Annotated in this window: 22 protein-coding genes and 1 pseudogene; 10 read left to right on the top strand and 13 right to left on the bottom strand. The window is 71.0% G+C overall.

From position 1 onward, the window contains the following. Positions 1-109 precede the first annotated feature (109 nt). From ABZ070_RS22485 to ABZ070_RS22510, 6 genes are all read left to right on the top strand, one after another. The gene (locus ABZ070_RS22485) at positions 110-778 is read left to right on the top strand and encodes an amino acid ABC transporter permease (RefSeq protein ID WP_356636546.1); all 669 of its coding nucleotides are present in this window, start codon (positions 110-112) and stop codon (positions 776-778) included. Beyond that, complete coding sequence (locus ABZ070_RS22490) at positions 775-1,680, top strand: amino acid ABC transporter permease (protein WP_356636548.1); 906 nt, start codon at positions 775-777, stop codon at positions 1,678-1,680. The genes ABZ070_RS22485 and ABZ070_RS22490 overlap by 4 nt, the downstream gene beginning before the upstream one ends. Before the next feature lie 176 nt (positions 1,681-1,856). Beyond that, positions 1,857-3,452 (top strand): FAD-dependent monooxygenase, encoded by a 1,596-nt coding sequence (locus ABZ070_RS22495; RefSeq protein ID WP_356636550.1) that lies wholly within the window; start codon positions 1,857-1,859, stop codon positions 3,450-3,452. A 47-nt stretch (positions 3,453-3,499) separates the two neighbouring features. After that, the gene (locus ABZ070_RS22500) at positions 3,500-3,571 is read left to right on the top strand and encodes a putative leader peptide (RefSeq protein WP_309544753.1); all 72 of its coding nucleotides are present in this window, start codon (positions 3,500-3,502) and stop codon (positions 3,569-3,571) included. A 69-nt stretch (positions 3,572-3,640) separates the two neighbouring features. Further along, positions 3,641-4,219, top strand: a complete 579-nt coding sequence (locus tag ABZ070_RS22505; protein WP_356636552.1) for a cysteine dioxygenase — start codon at positions 3,641-3,643, stop codon at positions 4,217-4,219. Next, positions 4,216-4,602, top strand: coding sequence for a rhodanese-like domain-containing protein (locus ABZ070_RS22510; protein WP_356636554.1), 387 nt, complete (start codon positions 4,216-4,218; stop codon positions 4,600-4,602). Before ABZ070_RS22505 ends, ABZ070_RS22510 begins: the two co-directional genes overlap by 4 nt. Positions 4,603-4,812: 210 nt before the next feature. On the opposite strand, the pseudogene recX reads toward ABZ070_RS22510, so the two are convergent. The 4 genes and pseudogenes from recX to ABZ070_RS22530 form a co-directional block, all read right to left on the bottom strand. Then, positions 4,813-5,502 (bottom strand): annotated as a pseudogene (gene recX / locus ABZ070_RS22515) (recombination regulator RecX); the annotation flags it as partial. Further along, positions 5,388-6,512, bottom strand: coding sequence for a recombinase RecA (gene recA, locus ABZ070_RS22520; protein WP_356636556.1), 1,125 nt, complete (start codon positions 6,510-6,512; stop codon positions 5,388-5,390). The gene recA and the pseudogene recX, both read right to left, overlap by 115 nt. A 239-nt stretch (positions 6,513-6,751) precedes the next feature. Further along, positions 6,752-7,963 carry an AI-2E family transporter gene (locus ABZ070_RS22525; RefSeq protein ID WP_356636584.1) on the bottom strand — a complete coding sequence of 404 codons (1,212 nt, stop codon included), beginning with the start codon at positions 7,961-7,963 and terminating at the stop codon, positions 6,752-6,754. Between the two features lie 325 nt (positions 7,964-8,288). Beyond that, positions 8,289-8,483 (bottom strand): DUF3046 domain-containing protein, encoded by a 195-nt coding sequence (locus ABZ070_RS22530; RefSeq protein WP_356636558.1) that lies wholly within the window; start codon positions 8,481-8,483, stop codon positions 8,289-8,291. Positions 8,484-8,562: 79 nt separating this feature from the next. On the opposite strand from ABZ070_RS22530, the gene ABZ070_RS22535 reads away from it, so the two are divergent. After that, positions 8,563-9,504: a hypothetical protein gene (locus tag ABZ070_RS22535; protein ID WP_356636560.1), complete on the top strand. Its 942-nt coding sequence runs from the start codon at positions 8,563-8,565 to the stop codon at positions 9,502-9,504. A gap of 53 nt (positions 9,505-9,557) precedes the next feature. Here ABZ070_RS22535 and ABZ070_RS22540 read toward each other — a convergent pair whose 3' ends face one another. From ABZ070_RS22540 to ABZ070_RS22550, 3 genes are all read right to left on the bottom strand, one after another. Beyond that, positions 9,558-9,866, bottom strand: coding sequence for an AzlD domain-containing protein (locus ABZ070_RS22540; RefSeq protein ID WP_356636562.1), 309 nt, complete (start codon positions 9,864-9,866; stop codon positions 9,558-9,560). Beyond that, positions 9,863-10,681 (bottom strand): AzlC family ABC transporter permease, encoded by an 819-nt coding sequence (locus ABZ070_RS22545; RefSeq protein ID WP_356636586.1) that lies wholly within the window; start codon positions 10,679-10,681, stop codon positions 9,863-9,865. Before ABZ070_RS22545 ends, ABZ070_RS22540 begins: the two co-directional genes overlap by 4 nt. A gap of 145 nt (positions 10,682-10,826) precedes the next feature. Then, entirely contained in the window at positions 10,827-11,699 is an 873-nt protein-coding gene (locus tag ABZ070_RS22550) for an AraC family transcriptional regulator (protein ID WP_356636564.1), read from the bottom strand. A 90-nt stretch (positions 11,700-11,789) separates the two neighbouring features. Here ABZ070_RS22550 and ABZ070_RS22555 point away from each other — a divergent pair, with 90 nt between their 5' ends. From ABZ070_RS22555 to ABZ070_RS22565, 3 genes are all read left to right on the top strand, one after another. Next, positions 11,790-16,415: an ATP-dependent helicase gene (locus ABZ070_RS22555; RefSeq protein ID WP_356636566.1), complete on the top strand. Its 4,626-nt coding sequence runs from the start codon at positions 11,790-11,792 to the stop codon at positions 16,413-16,415. A gap of 51 nt (positions 16,416-16,466) precedes the next feature. Further along, on the top strand, positions 16,467-17,270 hold the full coding sequence (locus tag ABZ070_RS22560) for a DNA-formamidopyrimidine glycosylase family protein (RefSeq protein WP_356636568.1): 804 nt from the start codon (positions 16,467-16,469) through the stop codon (positions 17,268-17,270). A 104-nt stretch (positions 17,271-17,374) separates the two neighbouring features. Then, positions 17,375-18,136: an SDR family oxidoreductase gene (locus tag ABZ070_RS22565; RefSeq protein ID WP_356636570.1), complete on the top strand. Its 762-nt coding sequence runs from the start codon at positions 17,375-17,377 to the stop codon at positions 18,134-18,136. Here the strand turns inward: ABZ070_RS22565 and ABZ070_RS22570 are convergent. The 6 genes from ABZ070_RS22570 to ABZ070_RS22595 all read right to left on the bottom strand — a co-directional run. Continuing rightward, the gene (locus ABZ070_RS22570; protein WP_356636573.1) at positions 18,084-18,326 is read right to left on the bottom strand and encodes a hypothetical protein; all 243 of its coding nucleotides are present in this window, start codon (positions 18,324-18,326) and stop codon (positions 18,084-18,086) included. The two genes, ABZ070_RS22565 and ABZ070_RS22570, sit on opposite strands and share 53 nt — an antisense overlap. Before the next feature lie 101 nt (positions 18,327-18,427). Beyond that, entirely contained in the window at positions 18,428-18,898 is a 471-nt protein-coding gene (locus ABZ070_RS22575; protein ID WP_356636575.1) for a DNA starvation/stationary phase protection protein, read from the bottom strand. A gap of 169 nt (positions 18,899-19,067) precedes the next feature. Further along, entirely contained in the window at positions 19,068-19,448 is a 381-nt protein-coding gene (locus ABZ070_RS22580) for a helix-turn-helix transcriptional regulator (protein ID WP_005311156.1), read from the bottom strand. Positions 19,449-19,557: 109 nt separating this feature from the next. Continuing rightward, entirely contained in the window at positions 19,558-20,067 is a 510-nt protein-coding gene (locus ABZ070_RS22585) for a CinA family protein (RefSeq protein ID WP_356636577.1), read from the bottom strand. Continuing rightward, the gene (pgsA, locus tag ABZ070_RS22590; protein WP_356636579.1) at positions 20,064-20,729 is read right to left on the bottom strand and encodes a CDP-diacylglycerol--glycerol-3-phosphate 3-phosphatidyltransferase; all 666 of its coding nucleotides are present in this window, start codon (positions 20,727-20,729) and stop codon (positions 20,064-20,066) included. Before pgsA ends, ABZ070_RS22585 begins: the two co-directional genes overlap by 4 nt. Next, positions 20,726-21,908, bottom strand: a 1,183-nt coding sequence (locus ABZ070_RS22595; RefSeq protein WP_356636581.1) for a MiaB/RimO family radical SAM methylthiotransferase, incomplete at its 5' end; no start/stop codon positions are given. The genes pgsA and ABZ070_RS22595, both read right to left, overlap by 4 nt.

Raw genomic sequence — 21,908 nt, forward strand, 5'->3', positions numbered from 1 at the left:
GCCAGGCGCGTGCGCCGTGGGAGTGCGGAACGTCCCAGGCAGTCACCGCCTCCACCACGGCACCGGTGACCTCCGCCGGGCCCTCCCACACGCGGAAGCGCGGGAGATCGTGTTCGACTTTCTTGAAGGTTACGACTTGCTCGGGGCGTTCTGGATGACGGTGAAACTCACCGTCCTCTCCGGAATCGGCTCCCTGGTGCTCGGCACCGTCCTCGCCGCGATGCGGGTGAGCCCGGTGCCCCTGATGCGCGGATTCGCCACGGTCTACGTGAACGTGGTCCGGAACATCCCGCTCACCGTGATCATCGTCTTCTCCTCCATCGGTCTCGCCGACACCCTCGGCATGACCCTGGGTGTGGCAGACGAGTTCGACGTGCTGGCGTTCCGACTGGCGGTTCTCGGGCTCTCGGCCTACACCGCGGCCTTCGTCTGCGAGGCCGTACGCTCCGGCATCAACACGGTGCCGGTCGGCCAGGCGGAGGCGGCACGCGCCATCGGACTGAGCTTCACCCAGGTCCTGACGAGCATCGTGCTTCCGCAGGCGTTCCGCTCGGTGATCGGTCCGCTGACCAACGTGCTGATCGCTCTGACCAAGAACACGACCGTCGCGGCCGCCATCGGTGTGGCGGAGGCGGCTCTGCTGATGAAGGAGATGATCGAGAACGAGGCACAGCTGGTGCTCATCTCGGCGGTCTTCGCCTTCGGCTTCGTGGTTCTGACCCTTCCCACCGGACTCATCCTCGGCTGGGTCGGCAAGCGTGTGGCGGTGAAGCGATGACTTCCGTTCTCTACGACGCCCCCGGCCCCAACGCCAAGCGTCGCAACATCATCTACACGGTTGCCTTCGTCGCCGTGCTGGCCCTGGGCGTCTGGTGGGTCCTGAGCGTGCTGTCCGACAAGGGACAGCTCGAATGGTCGCTGTGGAAGCCGTTCACCGAGGCTCAGGCATGGACGACCTACCTGCTGCCCGGGCTCGGCAACACACTGAAGGCGGCGGCGCTCGCGATGGTCATCGCGCTTCCGCTGGGCGCGGTCTTCGGTATCGCCCGACTCTCCGACCATCGCTGGGTCAGGATCCCGGCCGGGGTCGTCGTGGAGTTCTTCCGCGCCATTCCCGTTCTGATCCTGATGCTGTTCGCGAACCAGCTCTACGCGAACACCGATGCCATCAGCAGCGACGTCCGCCCGCTGTACGCCGTGGTCACCGGCCTGGTGCTCTACAACGCCTCGGTCCTCGCCGAGGTCGTCCGCGCCGGCATCCTGTCGCTGCCCAAGGGGCAGTGGGAGGCAGCTAAGGCGATCGGCCTGCGCAAGGGCCAGACCATGAGGAGCATCCTGCTCCCGCAGTCGGTGACCGCGATGCTGCCTGCGCTGGTCAGCCAACTCGTCGTCATCGTCAAGGACACCGCGCTCGGCGGCGCGTTGCTGGCCTTCGCCGAACTGCTCAGCGCCCAGAGCACGCTGGCAGCGAACTACGCGAACACCATCCCCAGCTTCATCGTCGTCGCCTTGATCTTCATCGTCCTCAACCTGGTGCTCACCAGCTTCGCCTCGTGGCTGGAGCGCAGGCTGCGACGGGCCAAGAAGGGCACCGGTGCGGTGCTCACCGCGCCGGGCGGCGCGGAGGAGCCCGTCGGGGAGCCCGGGGTCGGCAAGACCGACGACGGACGGGCCGTCTGACGGTTCATCGGATGTTCGACCGCTGAGGGGCGGTGGCCATGCGGCCACCGCCCCTTACCGCGTCCCCGTGGTCGCTTGACGCAGGCACCGGCAGTGGGTTGCATACGTTCTGTGATCGCGCACCGGGCTCCCACCGCTCCATTCCGCACGACCCTCCGGGCTCGAGGAGTCACGCCGTGGACCCGGTGATCGTGGTCGGCGCCGGCCCTGTCGGACTCGCGCTGTCCCTCGCCCTCGCAGCACAGGACGTCCCCACCGTGGTGCTCGACGAGACCAACGGAAAGGACGAAACGCGCCCCGCGCGTACGGTCGTGCTCCGCACGGACACCGCGGCCCTGATTGAGCGGCTCGGCTGCGAAACCGTCCGTGACGAAGGCTCCGTCTGGACCGGCTGGCGCTCCATGCGGCGCAAGCAGGAACTGCGACAGCTGCCGCTCGGTGACGGCGGCCCCGCCGCCCCCCTGCACATCCCGCAGCACGCCCTCGCACGCGGACTGCGCGACGCCGTCACCGAGCACCGGCTCGTGCGGCTGATCACCGACAGCCGCCTCGACTCCCTCGAGCAGGACTCCGGCGGTGTCGGGGTCCACACGCGTGGGCCCTCCGCCACGTGGTGGCGGGGAAGTTACCTCGTCGGCTGCGACGGCGCCCGGTCCACCGTCCGCAAGCTCCTCGGCATCCGCTTTCCCGGGCGTACGGCGGTGGAACGTCACGCCGTGGCCGCACTGCGCACCGAACTTCCTTGGCCCGGCGAAGCGTTGCTGCACCGCCGGCCCCCCTGGGCGTCGGGCGGTGACGAGATCACCGCACGCCCGCTGCCGGACGGTGTGTGGCGGCTGGACTGGCTGCTGCCCGCTCGCGGGGAACTGGTCACACCGGAGTCCTTGGTGGCGCGGGTCCGCGACACCCTGGCCGGGTGGTGCGGCGGGACGCCCGCGTACGAGCTGCTCGACACCGGCGTCCACACCCTGCACCACCGGCTCGCCCGCCGCTGGCGCGTGGACCGGGCCTTCCTCGCCGGCGACGCCGCTCATCTGCTGGGGGCGCTCGGCGCGCAAGGGCTCGAGGAAGGGCTGCGGGACGTCGACAATCTGGCCTGGAAGCTGGCGCAGGCCTGGCACCACGGCGCCTCGCCGACGCTGCTGGACAGCTACCAGGCCGAGCGGCGCACCGCCGTCGCCGCGCGGCTGCGCGCCGCCGACCAGTCACTGCCGATACTGCGCAGTGGCAGCGGGCTTGGCACCTACCTTCCGGGTGCGGCTCGCGGGCACGACTCCTTGCTCACCGACGCCCACCTGGGTCAGGGCGCACTCGGCGCCCCGCCCGTGTACGCGCACTCCCCGCTCACACCTGAGTCCACCGGCCCCCGGACACCGGTCGGCACGGAGGTGGGCTCACCGGTCGCCGACGTGCGCGTGACGGCTCCTGACGGCACGTCCACGCGCCTGCGGGACCGGTTGGGGCGGGGGCATCTGCTCGTCGTTCTGGTCGCACCCGGCACCGGGGTCTGGGACCGGCGGCACTGGATGGGGGCCGGAGTCATGCCCCGGCTGGCGACGGCCGTGACCGCCCTGCCGGCGCGAGCCGAACTGCTGGTGACGGAGAGCTATCCGGGCGCCTCGGCGCACACCGTGCTGCTGGTGCGGCCCGACGGGCATCTGGTCGCCGCCTTCGCGGGGGTGCGGCCCGCCGAACTGCACGCCGCCGCGGACCTGGTGCGCGGAGGCGCGCCGTCCGCGACGACCACCGACCGCAATGCGGACACCGATTGATTCTCGCGGTCCCCCATGGTCTACTCCGGAGCGTGACCGACACCGATGTGCGCCTGTGGCGGAGGGTCCATATGGACCTCGTCCGCTATGCGGGCTGCGTGTGTCGCCCCTCCTGCTGATTCGCCTTCCTTTTCGCGCTGCGGCCTGCTGTGCCCCCGCGCGTTCCAGCGAACTCCAGGACGGTCACCGTGTCCCACCCTGCTGCACCTCTTTCGACGCCGCCTTCTGCGGCCCTTTCCGGCGCTGCCTCCCGGCCCGCTCCGAACGACCCCGGCGCGCCGACCTCCGCCGAGCTTCTCGACTTCGTGCGGCACGCCGCCACCGACAAGGAACTGATCGCTTCGCTGCCCCTCGACCCCGACGGCCGCACCTGGCTGCGGCTGGAAGGGCCGCGCGGCAGTGAGGCCTGGCTCATCGGCTGGCCGCCGGGCACCGGCACCGGCTGGCACGACCACGCCGAGTCGCTCGGCGCGTTCGCCACGGCGGAGGGCAAGCTGACGGAGAACTCCCTCGCCGTCAGGCTGCCTGCGAGCGGCTGGAACACCCTTGAGCTGAACGACGGCGTGGACCGCCAACGGCATCTGGGCGCCGGCCAGTCGCGCGCCTTCGGCAGGCACCATGTGCACGAGGTGCTCAACGAGTCTCCCGTGGAACACGCGGTCTCCGTCCACGCCTACTATCCGCCGCTGCCGCTGATGAGGCGGTTCAGCAGGTCCGGAGCGGTTCTCCGGGTCGAGCAGGTCGAGCGTCCGGAGGACTGGCAGTGAGTGAAGCGCTGGGAATCGATGAGCACGTGGAACGGGTGCGGCAGGGCTTCGAACGCGTCGGCCCGCAAGAGGCGTTCGCCGCCGCGGCCGAAGGGGCGCTGTTGGTGGACATCCGCTACCAGGCGCTGCGGGAGCGCGACGGGCTGATCCCCGGCGCCGTGGTGGTGGAGCGAAACGAGCTGGAGTGGCGCCTGGACCCGCAAGGCAGCCACCGCATCCCGCAGGCCGTGGACCACGACCTGCGCATTGTCGTGATCTGCAACGAGGGGTACGCGTCCTCCCTGGCGGCCGCGTCGCTGCACCAGTTGGGGCTGCGCCGCGCGACGGACCTCGTCGGCGGCTTCCAGGCCTGGAAGACGGCGGGGCTTCCGGTCGCGCGGTAGAGGCCGGGCTCCCCAGGGCGGAGCGGGTTCCGCACAGCAGGTCGCACAAGCTGAACGGGCGGCGAGGGGCGGGCCGTACGTGGCGCGCCGGACGCCAGTGAGCCGGAAGCCAGTGGGCCGGGCATCCGTGCGCTGCGGCCGGGGCGTCCCCCGTGCGGCGGGTGCCACCTTTGGGTCTTCGTTTGGATCAGGCCGGATCGACGAGAGGCTCTAGTAGTCCGTCACGTCCAAGTCCGCCGTGTCCTCGCCCTCTTCCTCCAGGGCGCGCCTGACCACCCGCAGCGCCATGCCCTCCGCATACCCCTTGCGGGCCAGCATCCCGGCCAGGCGCCGCAGGCGGCGGTCACGGTCGAGGCCCCTGGTGGAGCGCAGCTTGCGCGCCACCAGTTCGCGGGCGGTCGCCTCCTCCTGGTCCGAGTCGAGCTGTCCCACAGCCTCGTCGATGAGAGCGGAGTCCACGCCCTTGGTGCGCAGCTCCCGCACCAAGGCGCGCCGGGCGAGGCCCCGGCCGTGATGCCGGGACTCCACCCACGCGTCGGCGAAGGCGGCGTCGTTGATCAGGCCCACATCCTCGAAACGGGAGAGGACCTCCTCGGCAACCTCCGGGGGGATCTCCCGTTTGTGCAGCGCGTCCGCGAGCTGCTTGCGGGTGCGCGGGGTCCCGGTGAGCAGGCGCAGGCAGATCGCCCGCGCCCGCTCAGCCGGATCCTTGGGCGACAGCTCCTTCTCGGCCCTCGACGAGTCAGGGCTGTCACCCGGCCATTCGGTTCGCCGGGCCATTCCCGCTAGCCCTTGGCCGCCGCCGTCTTGGCCGCCTTGGCCTTGGATGCAGGCGCGGGCACCGCCTTCGCCGCGTCCTCTGCCGGCGCCGCTGCGGCCGCGTCCGCACCGGGCTCCGCCGCCGAGGCTTCCGGCCTGACGCCGACGCCGAGCTTCTCCTTGATCTTCTTCTCGATCTCGTTGGCGAGGTCGGGGTTGTCCTTGAGGAAGTTGCGGGCGTTCTCCTTGCCCTGACCGAGCTGGTCGCCCTCATACGTGTACCAGGCGCCGGCCTTGCGGACGAAGCCGTGCTCCACGCCCATGTCGATCAGGCCGCCCTCGCGGCTGATGCCCTGGCCGTAGAGGATGTCGAACTCGGCCTGCTTGAAGGGCGGGGCGACCTTGTTCTTGACGACCTTGACGCGGGTGCGGTTGCCGACCGCGTCCGTGCCGTCCTTGAGGGTCTCGATACGGCGGATGTCGAGACGCACGGAGGCGTAGAACTTGAGCGCCCGGCCACCGGTCGTGGTCTCCGGGGAGCCGAACATCACACCGATCTTCTCGCGGAGCTGGTTGATGAAGATCGCGGTGGTCTTGGACTGGTTGAGCGCGCTGGTGATCTTCCGGAGCGCCTGGCTCATCAGCCGCGCCTGAAGACCCACGTGCGAGTCGCCCATCTCGCCCTCGATCTCCGCCTTGGGCACGAGGGCCGCGACGGAGTCGATGACGATCAGGTCGAGCGCGCCCGAGCGGACGAGCATGTCGACGATCTCGAGCGCCTGCTCGCCGTTGTCCGGCTGGGAAAGGATGAGGTTGTCAATGTCGACGCCGAGCTTCTTCGCGTACTCGGGGTCGAGGGCGTGCTCCGCGTCCACGAAGGCCACGGCTCCGCCCGCCTTCTGGGCGTTGGCCACGGCGTGCAGCGTGAGGGTGGTCTTACCGGAGGACTCCGGTCCGTACACCTCCACCACGCGGCCGCGCGGCAGGCCGCCGACTCCGAGGGCGACGTCGAGCGCGGTCGACCCGGTGGGGATGACCTCGACGGGCTCGTTCGGCCGCTCGCCCAGCCGCATCACGGCACCTTTGCCGAATTGCCGTTCAATCTGTGCGAGCGCGGCGTCGAGCGCCTTCTCGCGGTCGGTACCTGCCATGGGTTCCACCCGATTTGCTTGTGTCGATCGCTTCACGTCAAAGACGCTAACCCCTGCCACTGACAATGGGCTCCGCCGCCGGCCCAGCCTGTGGATAACTCACGGAATCAGGGCCGGAACCCCATAAGAATGGATGTTCGATTTTACTGTCAAGCGCACCACGCGCGCACCACGCCGATGCGTGGAACCCCGTGATCCGGCCTCGGCGCACGGCCTCGTGACCGGGCGCCTGCCCCGCCTCAGCCCTCGCCGCCGGCCTGCGGAGGCACCGCGCCCTGCGGAGGCACGGGCGCCTGCGGAGCCACCGCGGCCCGCGCGTCCTGCCCTGCCGAGGGACCTCGCCGGCCGCTTCCCAGCGCGCTGCGCACCCGCGCGAGCGCACGGCCGCCGCCGTGCCTGCTGTGACTATGGACCCGCGGGTCGTCGGTCACCGCGTACCGCTTCACGTAAGCGCCGAGGAACGCCTGGAGGGTCGCGACCGCCGGGATCGCGATCAGGGCACCGACCGCTCCCAGCAGCGCCGTGCCGGCGACGACGGAACCGAAGGCCACCGCCGGGTGGATGTCGACCGTCCTGGCGGTGAGCTTCGGCTGCAGTACGTAGTTCTCGAACTGCTGGTAGACGACGACAAAACCGAGTACCCAGAGCGCGTACCAGGGGTCGACGGTGAACGCGATCAGCATCGGCAGGGCACCCGCCAAGTATGTGCCGATGGTCGGAATGAACTGGGACACCAGGCCGACCCAGACCGCCAGGGCCGGGGCGTACGGCACTTCGAGGATCTGCAGCAAAATGTAGTGCGCGATTCCGGAGATCAGCGCCATCAGGCCGCGCGAGTAGAGGTATCCCCCGGTCTTGTCGACCGCGATCTCCCAGGCGCGCAGCACCTCTGTCTGCTTGGCCGGGGGCAGCACGGAGCACAGCGCGCGTCGCAGCCGGGGCCCGTCGGCCGCGAAGTAGAAGGAGAACAGGAAGATCGTCAGCAGCTTGAAGAGCCCGCCGAGTACGGTGGCGGAGACGTCCAGCACCCCGGTGGCGCTGTTCTGGACATACTTCCGCAGCCAGTCCGAGCGCAGCAGGCTGTCCTGGACCTCGACCCGGGAGAGCTCCGTGTGGAACGTGTCGTTGATCCAGCGGATGACCGAGTCGAGATATTTGGGGAAGTCCTCGACCATCTCGATGATCTGGCCGGCCAGCATCGAACCGAGCAGGACGACGAAGCCCACACCGGCGACCAGCACCGCGAAGAAGACCAGGAAGGTGGCAAGGCCCCGGCGCATGCCGCGTGCCGCCATCCGGCCGACCGCGGGTTCGATCGCAAGCGCCAGGAAGAAGGCGATCAGGATGTTGACCAAAAGGCCGATCAACTGGTGGAAGGCCCAGCTGCCGAGCTGGAAACAGGCGTAGAGCGCCAGCGCGAGGATCATCGCTCTCGGCAGCCAGCGCGGCATGCGTCCGGGCGCGCCGGTCGCGGTCGACACATCCGCTCCCGGGGGCGGGGAGGACGGCGGAGCGGCGGGCACCGTGGCGCCCTGCGCGGGAATGCCCACGGCGGCCTCGTCCGACGCGACCGCATCCTGCGCGGTCCTCTCGTCAGCGGTCATGTCGTCAGCGGTCCCGTCCTGCGGTAGTGCCCTGAGCGGCGTCGGGTGCGACGTCCTGCACAGAGAGGGTGCGGCGCGTTCGTGTCCTGGTCGAGCTCGTTGGGGGAGGTCCTGTCCGGGTCACCGGGCCAGTGTGACCCACCGCGGTGACCGCGGTGGGTCGGCCGGCGTCTCAGCGCTTGTCGGCAGGGATGTCCACGGCGGCGCACACCGCGCGCCACACGTCCTTCGCCTCCCAGCCCTCGGCCAGTGCCTCGTGGATCGTTCGGCCGCCCAATTCAGCCATCACATGGTCCCGTGCGAAGGAGTCGGCGTACACCGCACCGAAGTGGTCGGCCATCCGCTCCCAGAAAATCGTCAACCGCATGCCCCCAGTATCCCGCCCCCAAGAGTGCAGCCTTGTCCGTCCTGCTTCCCGAAAGCCCTCTCCGCTCTACCGTCGGAACATGGCTGGAACCAGAGCAACCACCGATTCCTCTCCCGCGTCCGCGTCGGCGCTCGCGCGCGCGGAGCGCTTCATCTGGCTGACCGCCCGGGTGCTCGAGCAGCGACGGTTCGCCTACCACTTCCTGGGCGGCAGCTCCGACGCCGTCGAAACGGCGCTCGCCGCCTACCTCAACGAGGACGGCGGCTACGGCTACGCCCTCGAACCCGATCTGCGCGGCCCGGTCAGCCAGCCGCTGCACACCGGGCACGCCCTGCGCGTGCTCGACTCCATCGGCCGCTGCGGCGGTCTGCGGGTGGAGCGGATGTGCCGCTACCTCACGGAGGTGTCCACCCCGGACGGCGCCCTGCCCGCCGTCCACCCCTCCCAGCGCGCCTACCCCGCGGCTCCGTTCCTGCCGATCGTCGACGATCCGCCGAGCGAGCTGCTCGCGACGGGGCCGGTAGTCGGTCTGCTGCACCGCAATCAGGTGTGGCACGCATGGCTGTTCCGGGCCACCGACTTCTGCTGGGCGGCGGTCGACGCGATCGAGAAGTCGCACCCGTACGAGATCGAGGCAGCGATCGCGTTCCTGGACGGCGCACCGGACCGCTCGCGCGCGCAGGCGGCGGCCGACCGGCTCGGCCGGATCGTGCGCGAGCAGCAGCTGGTCGCGCTGGACCCGGAACGGCTCGACGACCAGCCTGTCGCGGCCGGATACGCACCCGGGGAGCACCATTTCGCGTACGACTACGCCCGCACACCCGATTCGCTCGCCCGCCGCTGGTTCACGGACCAGGAGATGACCCGTTCCCTGGAGCACTTGGCAGGCGAGCAGAGGGACGACGGAGGGTGGCCCATCCGGTGGCGCGAATGGGCTCCCGGCACCGCCCTGGAGGCACGGCCGATCGTGACGATCGACGCGCTGCTGACCCTGCGGGCGTACGGCCACGGCGTCGCATGAACGCCCTGGGCGCCGTCCGCGGGCGGTGTGTCCACCGTCCTGCCACCGGCCGGTCAGCCTCCAAGGGCCCGCACCCCGGCCGTCACGGCCACCGCGGCCCCCACCACCACCAGGAAGGGCGCGCGCAGCAGCAGAGCGAGCGCCGCGGCCCCGACCCCTGCGACCCTCGCGTCGAGCACAAGCGATTGGCCCGTGCTGAAGGTCTGCTGCGCAGTCAGCGCGGCCAGCAGGGCGACGGGAAGCAGTGCGGCCAGCCGCTGCACGAGAGGCCGCTCGAGCGTGTCGGCCGGCACCAGCAGGCCGACGAGCTTCACGAGATAGCAGCCGACAGCCGTCAGTGCGATCGCGATCCAGATACTCATCGCTCCTCACCCTTCCCCTGCACACGCGTCTTCTCCGGCGCAGACTTCGTCCTCTCCGCCCCTCCACCGATCGCTCGCCCCTTGAACCACAGCACTGCGGGAGCGGCCAGCGCCGCGACGAGCACCGGCACTCCGGCGGGCAGCACCGGCAGGAACCCGAGCCCGAGCACCACCGCGAGCCCGGCCACGGCACGTTCGGTGGCCGTGCGCAGCATCGGCGCGAGCAGCGCGAGGAAGACCGCCGGGCCCGCCGCGTCCAGCCCCCAGGCGTCGGTGTCGCCGAGGGCCTCGGCGCCGAGGGCCCCGAGGAGTGTGGTCAGGTTCCACAGCACGTACAGGGTGAGGCCGGTGACGGTGAAGCCGAGTCGTACGCTGCGCCGTGTGGGCTGGGCGAGGGCGACGGCCGTGGTCTCGTCGATGACCCAGTGCGCGGCGAGCGGCCGTACGAAGCGGGGCAGTGCGAGCAGCTGCGACAGCCGCAGCCCGTAGAAGGCGTTGCGTACGCCCAGGAAGAAGGCACCGGCCGCTGCCGCCAGCGGGTTTCCGCCCGCCGCGATCGCGCCCACGAGCGCGAACTGCGACGCTCCGGTGAACACGAGGAGGCTGAGCGCGCAGGTCTGCAGAAGGGTCAGGCCGGATCCCGCCGAGGTCACGCCGAAGGCGAAGCCGGAGAGGCCGACGGCGATGCCCACGCCGAGTGCGTCCCGGACGACGGCCGAGTCCGGCTTCGGCGCCGGGCGGGCCCCTTCTGTCCCTGCCCCGGAGGGAGCCGACCCGCTGGCGGTCCCTGCCCTCGGGGAGACCGAACCCCCGATGGCCACGGGCCCCGGGGAGACCGAACCGCCGACGGGCACGGGCCCGCGCGCGGACGTCCTGAGCGCCGCGGACGGCCCTCGGGCCGGAGGGACCGCCCCGGAGGAGATGTCTGGTCGAGCTGTCTGTTCTGGCACGTCCCGGACGTTACGCAGGCCCGCTCCCCGCGGTCTTGTACGTTCTTGCGCGCTCCTTGCGGTACGCACCCGGCGTGACGCCGACGATCCGCGTGAAGTGGCGGTTCAGATGGGGCTGGTCGGTGAACCCGACGGCGACGGCCGCCTCGGCCGGTGACGTACCAGCGTCCAGGAGGTGCCGGGCACGCCGCACCCGCGCGTCGGTGAGCCAGGTGTGCGGCGGCAGCCCGTAGGTGGCCTTGAAGGCGCGGAGCAGCGCGAAGGGGCTGACCCCTAGTTCCTGCGCCAGTTCTTCGAGGGACGGCGGCTGTTCCATCCGCTCTTCGAGAAGCTGCTTCGCGGCGACTGCGGTGCGTGCCCCTGCCGCGAGGGGCGAGCGGGCGGGCAGTGAACGCCCGTGGCGGTGCAGCAGTCTGGCAACGGTCAGGCGCAGGACGCTGTCGGCGGCGAGCGCGTTGCCCTCCTCCGCAGCCCGGTGCACCTCGTGGACCAGCCGGGCGGCGTCGGGGTCCTCGACGATCGTCTCTGCGAATCCGGCCGTGCCGCGCAGGGTGGTCGTCTCCTCGGCGATGCCGGCGACCAACTGTGAGGACGGGTAGAGGGTGGAGTACACCCAGCCCTCCGGCACTCCGGCCCTGGCGGAGTGCGGCACCTCGGGATTGATCATGACTACGGTTCCGGGTCTCGCCCGCACCGTCCCGTCCGGCAGAAGGACGTCCTCGATGCCGCGGCGGACCGCACCGAAGACGAACCCCTCGTGGATGTGGCGGGGGAAGGAGTGGCGCACGTAGCGTGCCCGCAGTAGGTCGAGGCCGGGCACTCCTGGGTACTGCCAGTGCCGCGCCCACTCGCCCCTCTCCTCCGGCGCCGTGTCCTTCTCCATGCAGCCATTCTGCGCCCGGCTCCATGCGGCGGGCCTGCGCGTCCATGTCCTGGACACGCGTTGTCAGTGGTCGGGTGCACGATGGTGGACATGGCCAGGACTGCGCTCGACTCCTTCTCCCCCGCGACCCGAGGCTGGTTCACGGGGGCGTTCAGCGCGCCCACCGCCGCGCAGGAGGGGGCGTGGCAGGCGATCGGCGAGGGCTCGGACGTGCTGGTGGTGGCGCCGACGGGCTCGGGCAAGACGCTGGCCGCCTTCCTGGCCGCCCTGGACCGGCTGACGTCCACACCGCCGCCGGCGGAGCCGAAGAAGCGCTGTCGCGTGCTGTACGTGTCCCCGCTGAAGGCCCTCGCGGTCGATGTGGAACGCAACCTCCGCAGCCCGCTCACCGGTATCCGCCAAGAGTCGGTGCGGCTCGGGCTGCCGGAGCCGGAGGTGCGCGTCGGTATCCGCTCCGGCGACACCCCTCCCGCGGAGCGCCGGGCGCTGGTCACCAGGCCGCCGGACATTCTGATCACCACGCCCGAGTCGCTGTTCCTGATGCTCACCTCGGCCGCCCGGGACGCGCTGGCGGGTGTCGAGACCGTGATCCTGGACGAGGTACACGCCGTCGCGGGCACGAAGCGCGGCGCCCACCTCGCGCTGTCCCTGGAGCGCCTCGACGAGCTGCTGCCCCGTCCGGCCCGCAGGATCGGCCTGTCGGCGACGGTGCGGCCGGTGGACGAGGTGGCCCGCTATCTCTCTCCGCAGCGCCGGGTGGAGATCGTGCAGCCGCCCTCCGGCAAGGAGTTCGACCTCTCGGTCGTCGTTCCGGTGGAGGACCTCGGTGAGCTCGGTGGCTCCCCGGCGTCCGACACCTCCGACGGTGTCGCGGAGAAGCCCTCGATCTGGCCTCATGTCGAGGAGCGCATCACCGATCTCGTCCAGGCGCACCGTTCCACGATCGTCTTCGCCAACTCCCGCCGCTTGGCGGAGAGGCTGTGCAACCGCCTCAACGAGATCGCCTACGAGCGGGCCATGGGCGAGCCCATGCCCGACGGCGCGCCGCCGGCCGAGATCATGGCGCAATCAGGGGCGGCTCAGGGCGCCCCGCCCCTCCTCGCCCGCGCCCACCACGGCTCGGTCTCCAAGGAGCAGCGCGCCCTCGTGGAGGAGGACCTCAAGGCGGGCCGGCTGCCCGCGGTCGTCGCCACCTCCAGTCTCGAGTTGGGCATCGACATGGGCGCCGTGGACCTGGTCGTCCAGGTCGAGTCCCCGCCGTCCGTCGCCTCCGGCCTGCAGCGCGTGGGCCGTGCAGGCCACCAGGTGGGCGCGGTCTCCACGGGAGTGGTCTTCCCCAAGTACCGCGGCGATCTGGTGCAGGCTGCGGTGGTTACGGAGCGGATGCGCACCGGCTCCATCGAGTCGATGCGTATCCCGTCGAACCCACTGGACGTGCTGGCGCAGCAGCTGGTCGCGATGGTCGCCCTGGACACCTGGCAGTTCGACGACCTGCTTTCGCTGGTGCGCCGTGCCGCGCCCTTCGCGTCTCTGCCCGAGTCCGCCTTCACGGCCGTCCTGGACATGCTCGCCGGCCGTTATCCCTCGGACGCGTTCGCCGAGCTGCGGCCGCGAGTGGTCTGGGACCGGATCGCCGGCACGGTCACCGGCCGCCCGGGCGCGCAGCGCCTGGCGGTCACGTCCGGCGGCACGATCCCGGACCGCGGTCTCTTCGGCGTCTTCCTCGCCGGCGCCGACCCGAAAAAGGGCGGCGGCCGGGTCGGTGAGCTCGACGAGGAGATGGTCTACGAGTCCCGGGTGGGCGACGTCTTCACCCTGGGCACCACGTCCTGGCGGATCGAGGACATCACCCGGGACCGGGTGCTTGTCTCCCCCGCCCCCGGTGTGCCGGGCCGGCTCCCATTCTGGAAGGGCGACCAGCTGGGCCGGCCCCTTGAGCTGGGGCGCGCCGTCGGCGCCTTCCTGCGCGAGGTCGGCGGGCTCTCCCCCGAGGACGGCCGTCTGCGCCTGGTGGCCGCCGGCCTTGATGCCTGGGCCGCGGACAACGTACTGGCCTATCTCGATGAGCAGCGCCGCGCCTGCGGCCATGTGCCCGACGACCGGACGATCCTGGTGGAGCGGTTCCGCGACGAGCTGGGCGACTGGCGGGTGGTGATCCACTCCCCGTTCGGCGCCCAGGTGCACGCGCCGTGGGCGCTGGCGCTGGGCGCCCGCCTCACCGAGCGCTACGGCATGGACACCCAGGTCATGCACGCCGACGACGGCATCGTGTTGCGTCTGCCCGACGCGGACCTGATGGGCCTGGATCTGCTGGACCAGGAGCCGGTCCATGCGGACACGTCGTTCGACAGCGAGCAGGCCCCAGTCGGCGCGGCGGACGCCGTTTTCGACAAGGGTGAGATCAGTCAGATCGTCACCGATCAGGTGGGTGGCTCGGCGCTGTTCGCCTCCCGGTTCCGCGAATGCGCCGCCCGCGCGCTGCTGTTGCCGCGCCGCTCACCGGGGAAGCGCACGCCGCTGTGGCAGCAGCGTCAGCGCGCGGCCCAATTGCTGCAGGTGGCGAGCGAGTTCGGCTCGTTCCCGATCGTCCTCGAAGCGGTCCGCGAATGCCTGCAGGACGTCTTCGACGTCCCGGGGCTCACGGAGCTGATGGGCGACATCGAGTCGCGCCGGGTCCGCCTGGTGGAGGTCACCACCCCCGAGCCGTCACCCTTCGCCCGCTCCCTGCTCTTCGGTTACGTCGCCCAGTTCCTGTACGAGGGCGACTCCCCGCTGGCCGAGCGGCGTGCCGCCGCACTGTCGCTGGACTCACGGCTGCTCTCCGAGCTGCTCGGCCAGGCGGAGCTGCGGGAGCTGCTCGACCCGGACGTGCTCACGGAGCTGGAGCGGGAGCTGCAGTGGTTGACGGACGACCGGCGGATCAAGGACCCCGAGGGCGTGGCCGATCTGCTGCGTGTCCTCGGTCCTCTGACGGACGAGGAGCTCGTCGAGCGCGGCGGCGATCCGGCCTGGCCGCAGGAGCTCGCCGCATCGCGCCGCGCCATCCGTGTCCGCATCGCGGGGGCCGACCACTGGGCGGCGATCGAGGACTCCGGCCGGCTGCGGGACGCCCTGGGCACCGCGCTGCCCGTGGGCGTGCCGGAGGCGTTCACCGAGCCGGTGAAGGACCCGTTCGGAGATCTTCTGGCCCGGTTCGCCCGCACGCACGGCCCGTTCACCTCTGCACAGGCCGCCGCCCGCTTCGGGCTCGGCGCGGCGGTCACCGAGGGCGGTCTGCAGCGCCTCGCCGCGAGCGGCCGGGTCGTGCAGGGCGAGTTCCATCCCTCGGGCATCGGCCAGGAATGGTGCGACGCCGGTGTGCTGCGCCGACTGCGCAGGCGTTCGCTGGCAGCCCTGCGCCACGAGCTGGAGCCGGTGCCTCCCGCCGCGCTGGCAACCTTCCTCCCCCAGTGGCAGCACCTGGGCAGCAACAGTCTGCGCGGCATCGACGGCCTCGCCCGCGCCCTGGAACAGCTGCAGGGCGCCGCGGTACCGGCCTCGGCCCTCGAGAAGCTGATCCTCCCGTCCCGCGTCGCTCACTACAGCAGCACCCTTCTGGACGAACTGACCACCACCGGCGAAGTCCTGTGGGCCGGTGCCGGCGCCCTGCCCGGCAAGGACGGCTGGGTCTCCCTCTATCTGGCCGACGCCGCGCCTCTGCTGCTGCCCCAGCCCCATCCACTGGAGATGACAGCGCTGCACGAGTCGATCCTCACCGCCCTCTCCGGCGGTTACGGCCTGTTCTTCCGCCAGATCGCCGACCAGGTGCGGTCCACCACGCATCCCGACGCCACCGACCCCGCCATGGCCGACGCCATATGGGATCTCGCCTGGTCCGGCCGGCTCACCAACGACACGCTGGCTCCTTTGCGCGCCTTCCTCGGCTCCGGTCGTACGACGGGGTCCACCGCCCATCGCGCCAAGCGCACGGTCCCCCGCGGCCGCTACGGCAGCCTCACCGCTGCTGCTCGCACCGCCTCCCGCACGGGCCCACCGACGGTGAGCGGCCGCTGGTCCCTGCTCCCGCCCGCCGAGCCCGAGCCGACCCACCGGGCCCACGCACTGGCCCGCACCCTGCTGGACCGCCACGGTGTGGTGACGCGAGGCGCGGTGGCGGCCGAGGGGGTCGAGGGCGGCTTCTCCGCCACGTACCGCATCCTGTCGGCCTTCGAGGACACGGGACAGGCCCGCCGCGGCTATGTCGTCGAGGGTCTGGGCGCCGCCCAGTTCGCGATGGACGGCGCGGTCGACCGCCTGCGCGCAGCGTCCACGGCGCGGGACCGGGCCGAAGGGCAGGCGGTACCGCACGCGGTGGTGCTGGCCGCGGCGGACCCGGCCAATGCCTACGGGGGCGCACTCTCCTGGCCCGAGCCGCCGGACGGCGCCGGTCACAAGCCCGGCCGCAAGGCGGGCTCGCTGGTGGTTCTCGTCGACGGAGAGCTGACCCTTTACATGGAGCGGGGCGGAAAGACGCTGCTGGCGTGGGCCACCGACCCGGAATCGCCCGCACTGCGCGCGGCGGCCGAGGCTCTGGCCACCGCCGCGCGTGACGGCGCCCTCGGCACCGTGACCGTGGAGCGGGTCAACGGCACCCCCGCCCTGACAGCCCCGTCGGCCCGTGCACTGGAGACCGCCGGGTTCCACGCCACCCCGAGGGGGCTGCGTATGCGTCCCTGACACCGTCCGGGGCACCACCACCGGCGCCGCCCGTCACGCATCATGGATGTCATGCCCGAAGGAGACACCGTCTGGCTGACCGCCCACCGCCTGCACCAGGCGCTGGCCGGGCAGGTTCTGACCCGGTCCGATCTCCGTGTCCCGCGCTTCGCCACGGCGGATCTGACCGGCCGGACCGTGCTGGACGTGACGCCGCGCGGCAAGCATCTGCTCACTCGCTTCGAGGGCGGGCTGACCCTGCACTCGCATCTGCGGATGGACGGCTCCTGGCGCGTGTTCGGCACCGGGGAGCGCTGGCGTGGCGGCCCCACGCACCAGATCCGGGCCATTCTGGGCAACGTCGCCCACACCGCTGTCGGCTATCGCCTCCCCGTCGTCGAGCTGCTGCGTACCGCCGACGAAGAGCAGGCCGTCGGCCACCTCGGCCCCGATCTGCTCGGCCCTGACTGGGATCCCGCCAAGGCGGTCGCGAACCTGCTCGCCGACCCGGCCCGGCCCCTCGGCGAGGCACTCCTCGACCAGCGGAATCTTGCCGGCATCGGCAACGTCTACAAGTCGGAGCTGGCCTTCCTGGCCCGTGCCACGCCCTGGCTGCCGGTGGGCGACCTGCCTGACGGCACCCCTGAGCGGCTCGTGGCCACCGCGCAGCGGCTCCTCGAAGCGAACAAGCAGCGTTTCGACCGGCGCACCATGACCGGCGGCGCCGACCCCTCGCAGAAGCTGTATGTCTACGGGCGCGAAGGCCGCCCCTGCCCGCGCTGCGGCGCACCCGTCCGCAAGGCCGACCAGGGGGACGGGAGCCGAGAAAGGCCGACCTACTGGTGTCCACGCTGCCAGAGCGGTCCCCCCGCCTGACACCGACCACCGGCGCACCTCGGCGGAAAAGCGGTCTCCCCGTACAAGCAGTTTCGACGAACAGACAATTGACGATCCGTCAGATACGGTCGTACGGTCCCGTCATGGCCCTCACCGCGTACGACCTCACCGGCCGGACCGCGTTCGTCACCGGAGCGGGCAGCGGAATCGGCCGCGCCTCAGCCACCCTGCTCGCCGAGGCAGGAGCCGTCGTGCACTGCGCCGACCGGGACGAGAAGGGCCTTCGGGAGACCGGCGCCCTGATCGCCGCAGCCGGAGGAACGGCAGTCACCCACACCCTCGACGTCACCGACCGCCCCGCCCTCTCGGCAGCCGTCGACCAGGCGGACCGCCTCGACATCCTGGCCGCCGTCGCAGGTGTCATGCATACAAGCTCGGTCCTCGAGACGAAGCCCGACGATCTGGACCGCGTACTCGCCGTCAACTTCAAGGGTGTTCTGTTCGCCTGCCAGGCGGCGGCCCCCGCCATGATCGCCTCAGGCGGCGGCTCCATCATCACCATGGCCTCCGGCGCGGTCGACGCGGCCACCCCCGGCCTGCTCTGCTACGGCGCATCGAAGGCGGCAGTGGTCCAGCTGACCAGGACGCTCGCGGCCGAACTCGGGCCGCACGGGGTCCGCGTGAACGCCGTCGCACCCGGCTGGGTCCGCACACCGATGACGGCGCGTCACGACACGGAGCTCCAGCACCGCGCGGAGAGCACGATGGCACGGATGTCACCGCTGCGCCGTGTCGGCGAGCCCGACGACGTCGCCCACACCGTTCTTCATCTGGCTTCCGAGGCCTCGTCCTTCACGACGGGTCAGATATTCCGCCCGAACGGCGGCGTCGCAATGCCCTGGTAGTAGCTCTGCGGGCCGCCGTCGCATGCACGGGAAGCAGACTCAGGCCCCAACCGCCCGCCGCCACCGCCCCTTCGACGACCCCCGCGTGCTCCGGTATCAGCGCCAGCCGCAGGACGGCCCACCACCACACTGCGCCCAGAACGAGTCCGAACACGACAACAGGCACGAGGACCGCCCCGCGTACCGCCATGGCTGCCTCCTCCGGCCCACGCTAGTGCGACGCGAGAGGCCGCGGGGAGGGCGCACGGTTGGCCGACACGGCGCGTGAAGGCACCAGTTGTGCGCTCGGGGTCATGCGCTTTCGGCCTGGAACATCCATGCGTGCTTCTCGAGGTCTGCCGTCAGCTGAATCAGAATGTCCTGGCTCACCGGGTCCGGTTCGTCGGTCGCCTCGATGCGCTGCCGCATCCTCGCGATGACCGCACCCAGGGCGTCCACCATCGTCCGCACCACGTCGACATCCTTGATCCACCCGTCCGGCACCGAGCCGATCGCGCTCTGCGACGCCACCGACGCTGCGCGCCCGTCGGGGCTCACGCCGATCGCGGAACAGCGCTCGGCGACGGTGTCGGAGTGCTGCCGCGCCGTGTCGACGACCTCGTCGAGTTGGAGGTGGACGGACCTGAAGCGAGGACCGACGACGTTCCAGTGCACCTGCTTGGCCACCAGGCCGAGATCCACCAAGTCGACCAGCGCGCCCTTCAGGGCTTCGCCGACGGTCTTGAGGTCCGCATCGGACAGAGAGCTTTTCACGACAGACATGCACGTCCTCCACTCGGTTCAGCGGCTACCGTCCACCATTGCATAACTACCGAAAAGGGTCATTCGGGACGGTTGGTGCCCAGGGCAAACAAAAACCCCGACCGGTACGCGAGTACCAGTCGGGGCCCAGTGCAAACCAAGCCGTACGGGATTGTGCGGGACCTGCGGCTCAGGCGGCGACGACGTCGACCGCTTCCGCAGGCGCCTTGATCGTCACCCGCTCCGTCGGCACACCTGCCACCGACGTCACGGAGACGGAGCCCAGCATCGGACGTACCGGTGCGGGCACCTCGCCGGCGGCTGCCGACTCGGCCAGTTCGGCCAGCGACAGTTCGTCGCTCACCTCACGCATGAGCTCGGACATCCGTACGTCAAGCGCGTCGCAGATCGCGGAGAGCAGCTCAGAGGACGCCTCCTTCTGCCCCCGCTCCACCTCGGAGAGATAGCCGAGCGAAACTCGGGCGGACGAGGAGACTTCGCGCAGAGTACGGCCCTGGCGCTGGCGCTGCCGACGCAGCACGTCACCAAGCAGGCGACGGAGCAGAATCATCGGTGGCTCCCTCCTCGGACCGCGTAGCCGCATCCTTCACGCCCCACCGTACCGCCTTGCGCCGCGGCCGTGCGGGGAGCGATGTCGTGTTCACTCAGGGCTGCAAACATCAATTCCCCCCGTTCTGTTCCGTATCCTGTGCCCGCGCGTTCCCGTGCAGTTCCTCACGGAGCAGCTCCAGCACGCTCCGTACACTCTCTCTACGGATTTCCCCGCGGTCGCCGTTCAACCTCAAAGCGGCCACTTTCCCTGTGCCCCCCGGCCCCGCGACCGCCACGAAAACCGTCCCGACGGGTTGTCCGTCCTGCGCGTCCGGCCCTGCTACGCCGGTGGTGGCGACGCCCCAGTCGGCGCCCATCAGTTCCCGCACACCGGCCGCCATCTGGGACGCAACGCGCGGATCCACCGCGCCGCACTCCTCCAGAAGGGTCGCATCGACGCCGAGAACATCCCTCTTGAGGGTGGTTGCGTAGGCCGTCACGGACCCCCGAAAGGCTTTTGATGCCCCAGGTACCGAGGTGAGCTCCGCGGCCACCAGACCGCCCGTCAGGGACTCCGCGACGGCCAGCGTCCGGCCACGCTCCGCAAGCAGCGCCAAGACGTTCGCCGCGTCGGTCACCTCGACGTGCCCTCCGTGGCCCGCTGCGCCGCCAGCCCTCTGCGCCTCAGCACGATCGCCTGCCGCACGTAGTCGAGGCCGGTGACGACCGTCAGGATGACGGCGAGGGCCATCACCCAGAAGCGCAGGGTTGCCAGCGGCCCGGTCAGCATGAGCACGTACATGCCGACGGCGGTGCCCTGCGCGAGCGTCTTCATCTTTCCGCCGCGGCTGGCCGGAATCACCGCGTGCCGGATGACCCAGAACCGCATCAGGGTGATGCCGAGCTCCCGGAAGAGGATCACCCCGGTAACCCACCACGGAAGATCACCGAGCGCCGAGAGACAGATCAGCCCGGCCGCCATGATCGCCTTGTCGGCGATCGGATCCGCGATCTTCCCGAAGTCGGTGACCAGGTTGTACGTCCGGGCCAGATGGCCGTCGAAGATGTCGGTGATCATGGCGACGGCGAACGCCGCCCAGGCCCATGCCCGCCATGCCGGGTCGTGGCCACCGTCCTGCAGCAGCAGCACGACGAACGCCGGCACCAGCACGAGCCGCATCATGGTCAGGATGTTCGCGATGTTCCACAGGCTGGCCTGATTGACGGCCGCAGCGCCCAGCTTGCCGCCGGGCGCCGGCCTTCCGGTGCCGCCCGCCGCGGATGCCGGCACTCCGGTCATCTGCCCGCCTCCTCGTCAGGGATCCGGGAGCCGACCCCCAGAACCTCGCAGTACTCCGCCACCAGGTCCACACCCTCGGTGCCGACAACCTTCGCCGCGACCAGACGGCCGGGTTCAAGACCCTCGGCCGAGGTGAAGACGACCTGGCCATCCGTCTCGGGCGCCTGGTGAGCGGCCCGGCCCACTGCGCCGTCCTCGTCGTCGACCGACTCCACCAGCACCTCGAGCATCTCGCCCAGGCGCTCCTCCGCCCGTTGTGCGGTGAGCTCGTCCGCGATCCGCGACAGGTGCTCGAGCCGCTCCGCGATGACGTCGGCGTCCAGCTTGTCGTCGTAGCCGACGGCCTCCGTGCCCTCCTCGTCGCTGTAGCCGAAGACGCCGATGGCATCGAGGCGCGCCTCGATGAGGAAGCGTTCCAGCTCGGCGAAGTCCGCCTCGCTCTCGCCGGGGAAGCCGACGATGAAGTTGGACCGCACACCGGCCTGGGGGGCCTTGCCGCGGATGGTCTCCAGCAGTTCCAGGAAGCGCTCGGTGTCACCGAAGCGCCGCATCGCCCGCAGCACACCGGGCGCCGAGTGCTGGAAGGACAGGTCGAAGTACGGGGCGACCTTCGGCGTCGAGGTGAGGACGTCGATCAGCCCGGGCCGCATCTCGGCGGGCTGCAGATAGCTGACGCGCACCCGCTCGATGCCGTCGACCGCCGCGAGATCGGGCAGCAGGGTCTCCAGCAGGCGGATGTCTCCGAGGTCCTTGCCGTAGGAGGTGTTGTTCTCGGAGACCAGCATGATCTCCTTGACGCCCTGCTCGGCCAGCCAGCGCGTCTCGCCGAGCACGTCGCCGGGCCGGCGCGAGATGAAGGAGCCGCGGAACGAAGGGATGGCGCAGAAGGTGCAGCGCCGGTCGCAGCCGGAGGCGAGCTTCACCGAGGCCACCGGGCTGGTGCCGAGGCGACGGCGCAGCGGCGCGCGCGGCCCGGACACCGGTGCGATGCCCTCCGGCAGGTCCTCGGGCGCCGGGGCAACGTCCCCGTGCCCGGGCAGGGCCACCTCGGTGGCACCCTGCCGCTCGACGGGGCTCAGCGGCAGCAGCTTGCGCCGGTCGCGGGGGGTGTGGGCGGCATGGACGCCACCGCTCAGGATGGTCTGCAGGCGGTCGGAGATGTCGGCGTAATCGTCGAAT

This window comes from Streptomyces sp. NPDC006283, assembly GCF_040613325.1.
Classification (GTDB): domain Bacteria; phylum Actinomycetota; class Actinomycetes; order Streptomycetales; family Streptomycetaceae; genus Streptomyces.

Bases quoted from the DNA above. Each gene is read 5' to 3' on its own strand.
- ABZ070_RS22540 (WP_356636562.1), bottom strand. From the start codon at position 9,866: ATGAGTATCTGGATCGCGATCGCACTGACGGCTGTCGGCTGCTATCTC.
- ABZ070_RS22575 (WP_356636575.1), bottom strand. From the start codon at position 18,898: ATGTCTGTCGTGAAAAGCTCTCTGTCCGATGCGGACCTCAAGACCGTC.
- ABZ070_RS22560 (WP_356636568.1), top strand. From the start codon at position 16,467: ATGCCCGAAGGAGACACCGTCTGGCTGACCGCCCACCGCCTGCACCAG.
- ABZ070_RS22570 (WP_356636573.1), bottom strand. From the start codon at position 18,326: ATGGCGGTACGCGGGGCGGTCCTCGTGCCTGTTGTCGTGTTCGGACTC.
- ABZ070_RS22525 (WP_356636584.1), bottom strand. From the start codon at position 7,963: ATGCCGCGCTGGCTGCCGAGAGCGATGATCCTCGCGCTGGCGCTCTAC.
- ABZ070_RS22580 (WP_005311156.1), bottom strand. From the start codon at position 19,448: ATGATTCTGCTCCGTCGCCTGCTTGGTGACGTGCTGCGTCGGCAGCGC.
- pgsA (WP_356636579.1), bottom strand. From the start codon at position 20,729: ATGACCGGAGTGCCGGCATCCGCGGCGGGCGGCACCGGAAGGCCGGCG.
- ABZ070_RS22555 (WP_356636566.1), top strand. From the start codon at position 11,790: ATGGCCAGGACTGCGCTCGACTCCTTCTCCCCCGCGACCCGAGGCTGG.
- ABZ070_RS22535 (WP_356636560.1), top strand. From the start codon at position 8,563: ATGGCTGGAACCAGAGCAACCACCGATTCCTCTCCCGCGTCCGCGTCG.
- ABZ070_RS22530 (WP_356636558.1), bottom strand. From the start codon at position 8,483: ATGCGGTTGACGATTTTCTGGGAGCGGATGGCCGACCACTTCGGTGCG.
- ABZ070_RS22565 (WP_356636570.1), top strand. From the start codon at position 17,375: ATGGCCCTCACCGCGTACGACCTCACCGGCCGGACCGCGTTCGTCACC.
- ABZ070_RS22490 (WP_356636548.1), top strand. From the start codon at position 775: ATGACTTCCGTTCTCTACGACGCCCCCGGCCCCAACGCCAAGCGTCGC.
- ABZ070_RS22550 (WP_356636564.1), bottom strand. From the start codon at position 11,699: ATGGAGAAGGACACGGCGCCGGAGGAGAGGGGCGAGTGGGCGCGGCAC.
- recA (WP_356636556.1), bottom strand. From the start codon at position 6,512: ATGGCAGGTACCGACCGCGAGAAGGCGCTCGACGCCGCGCTCGCACAG.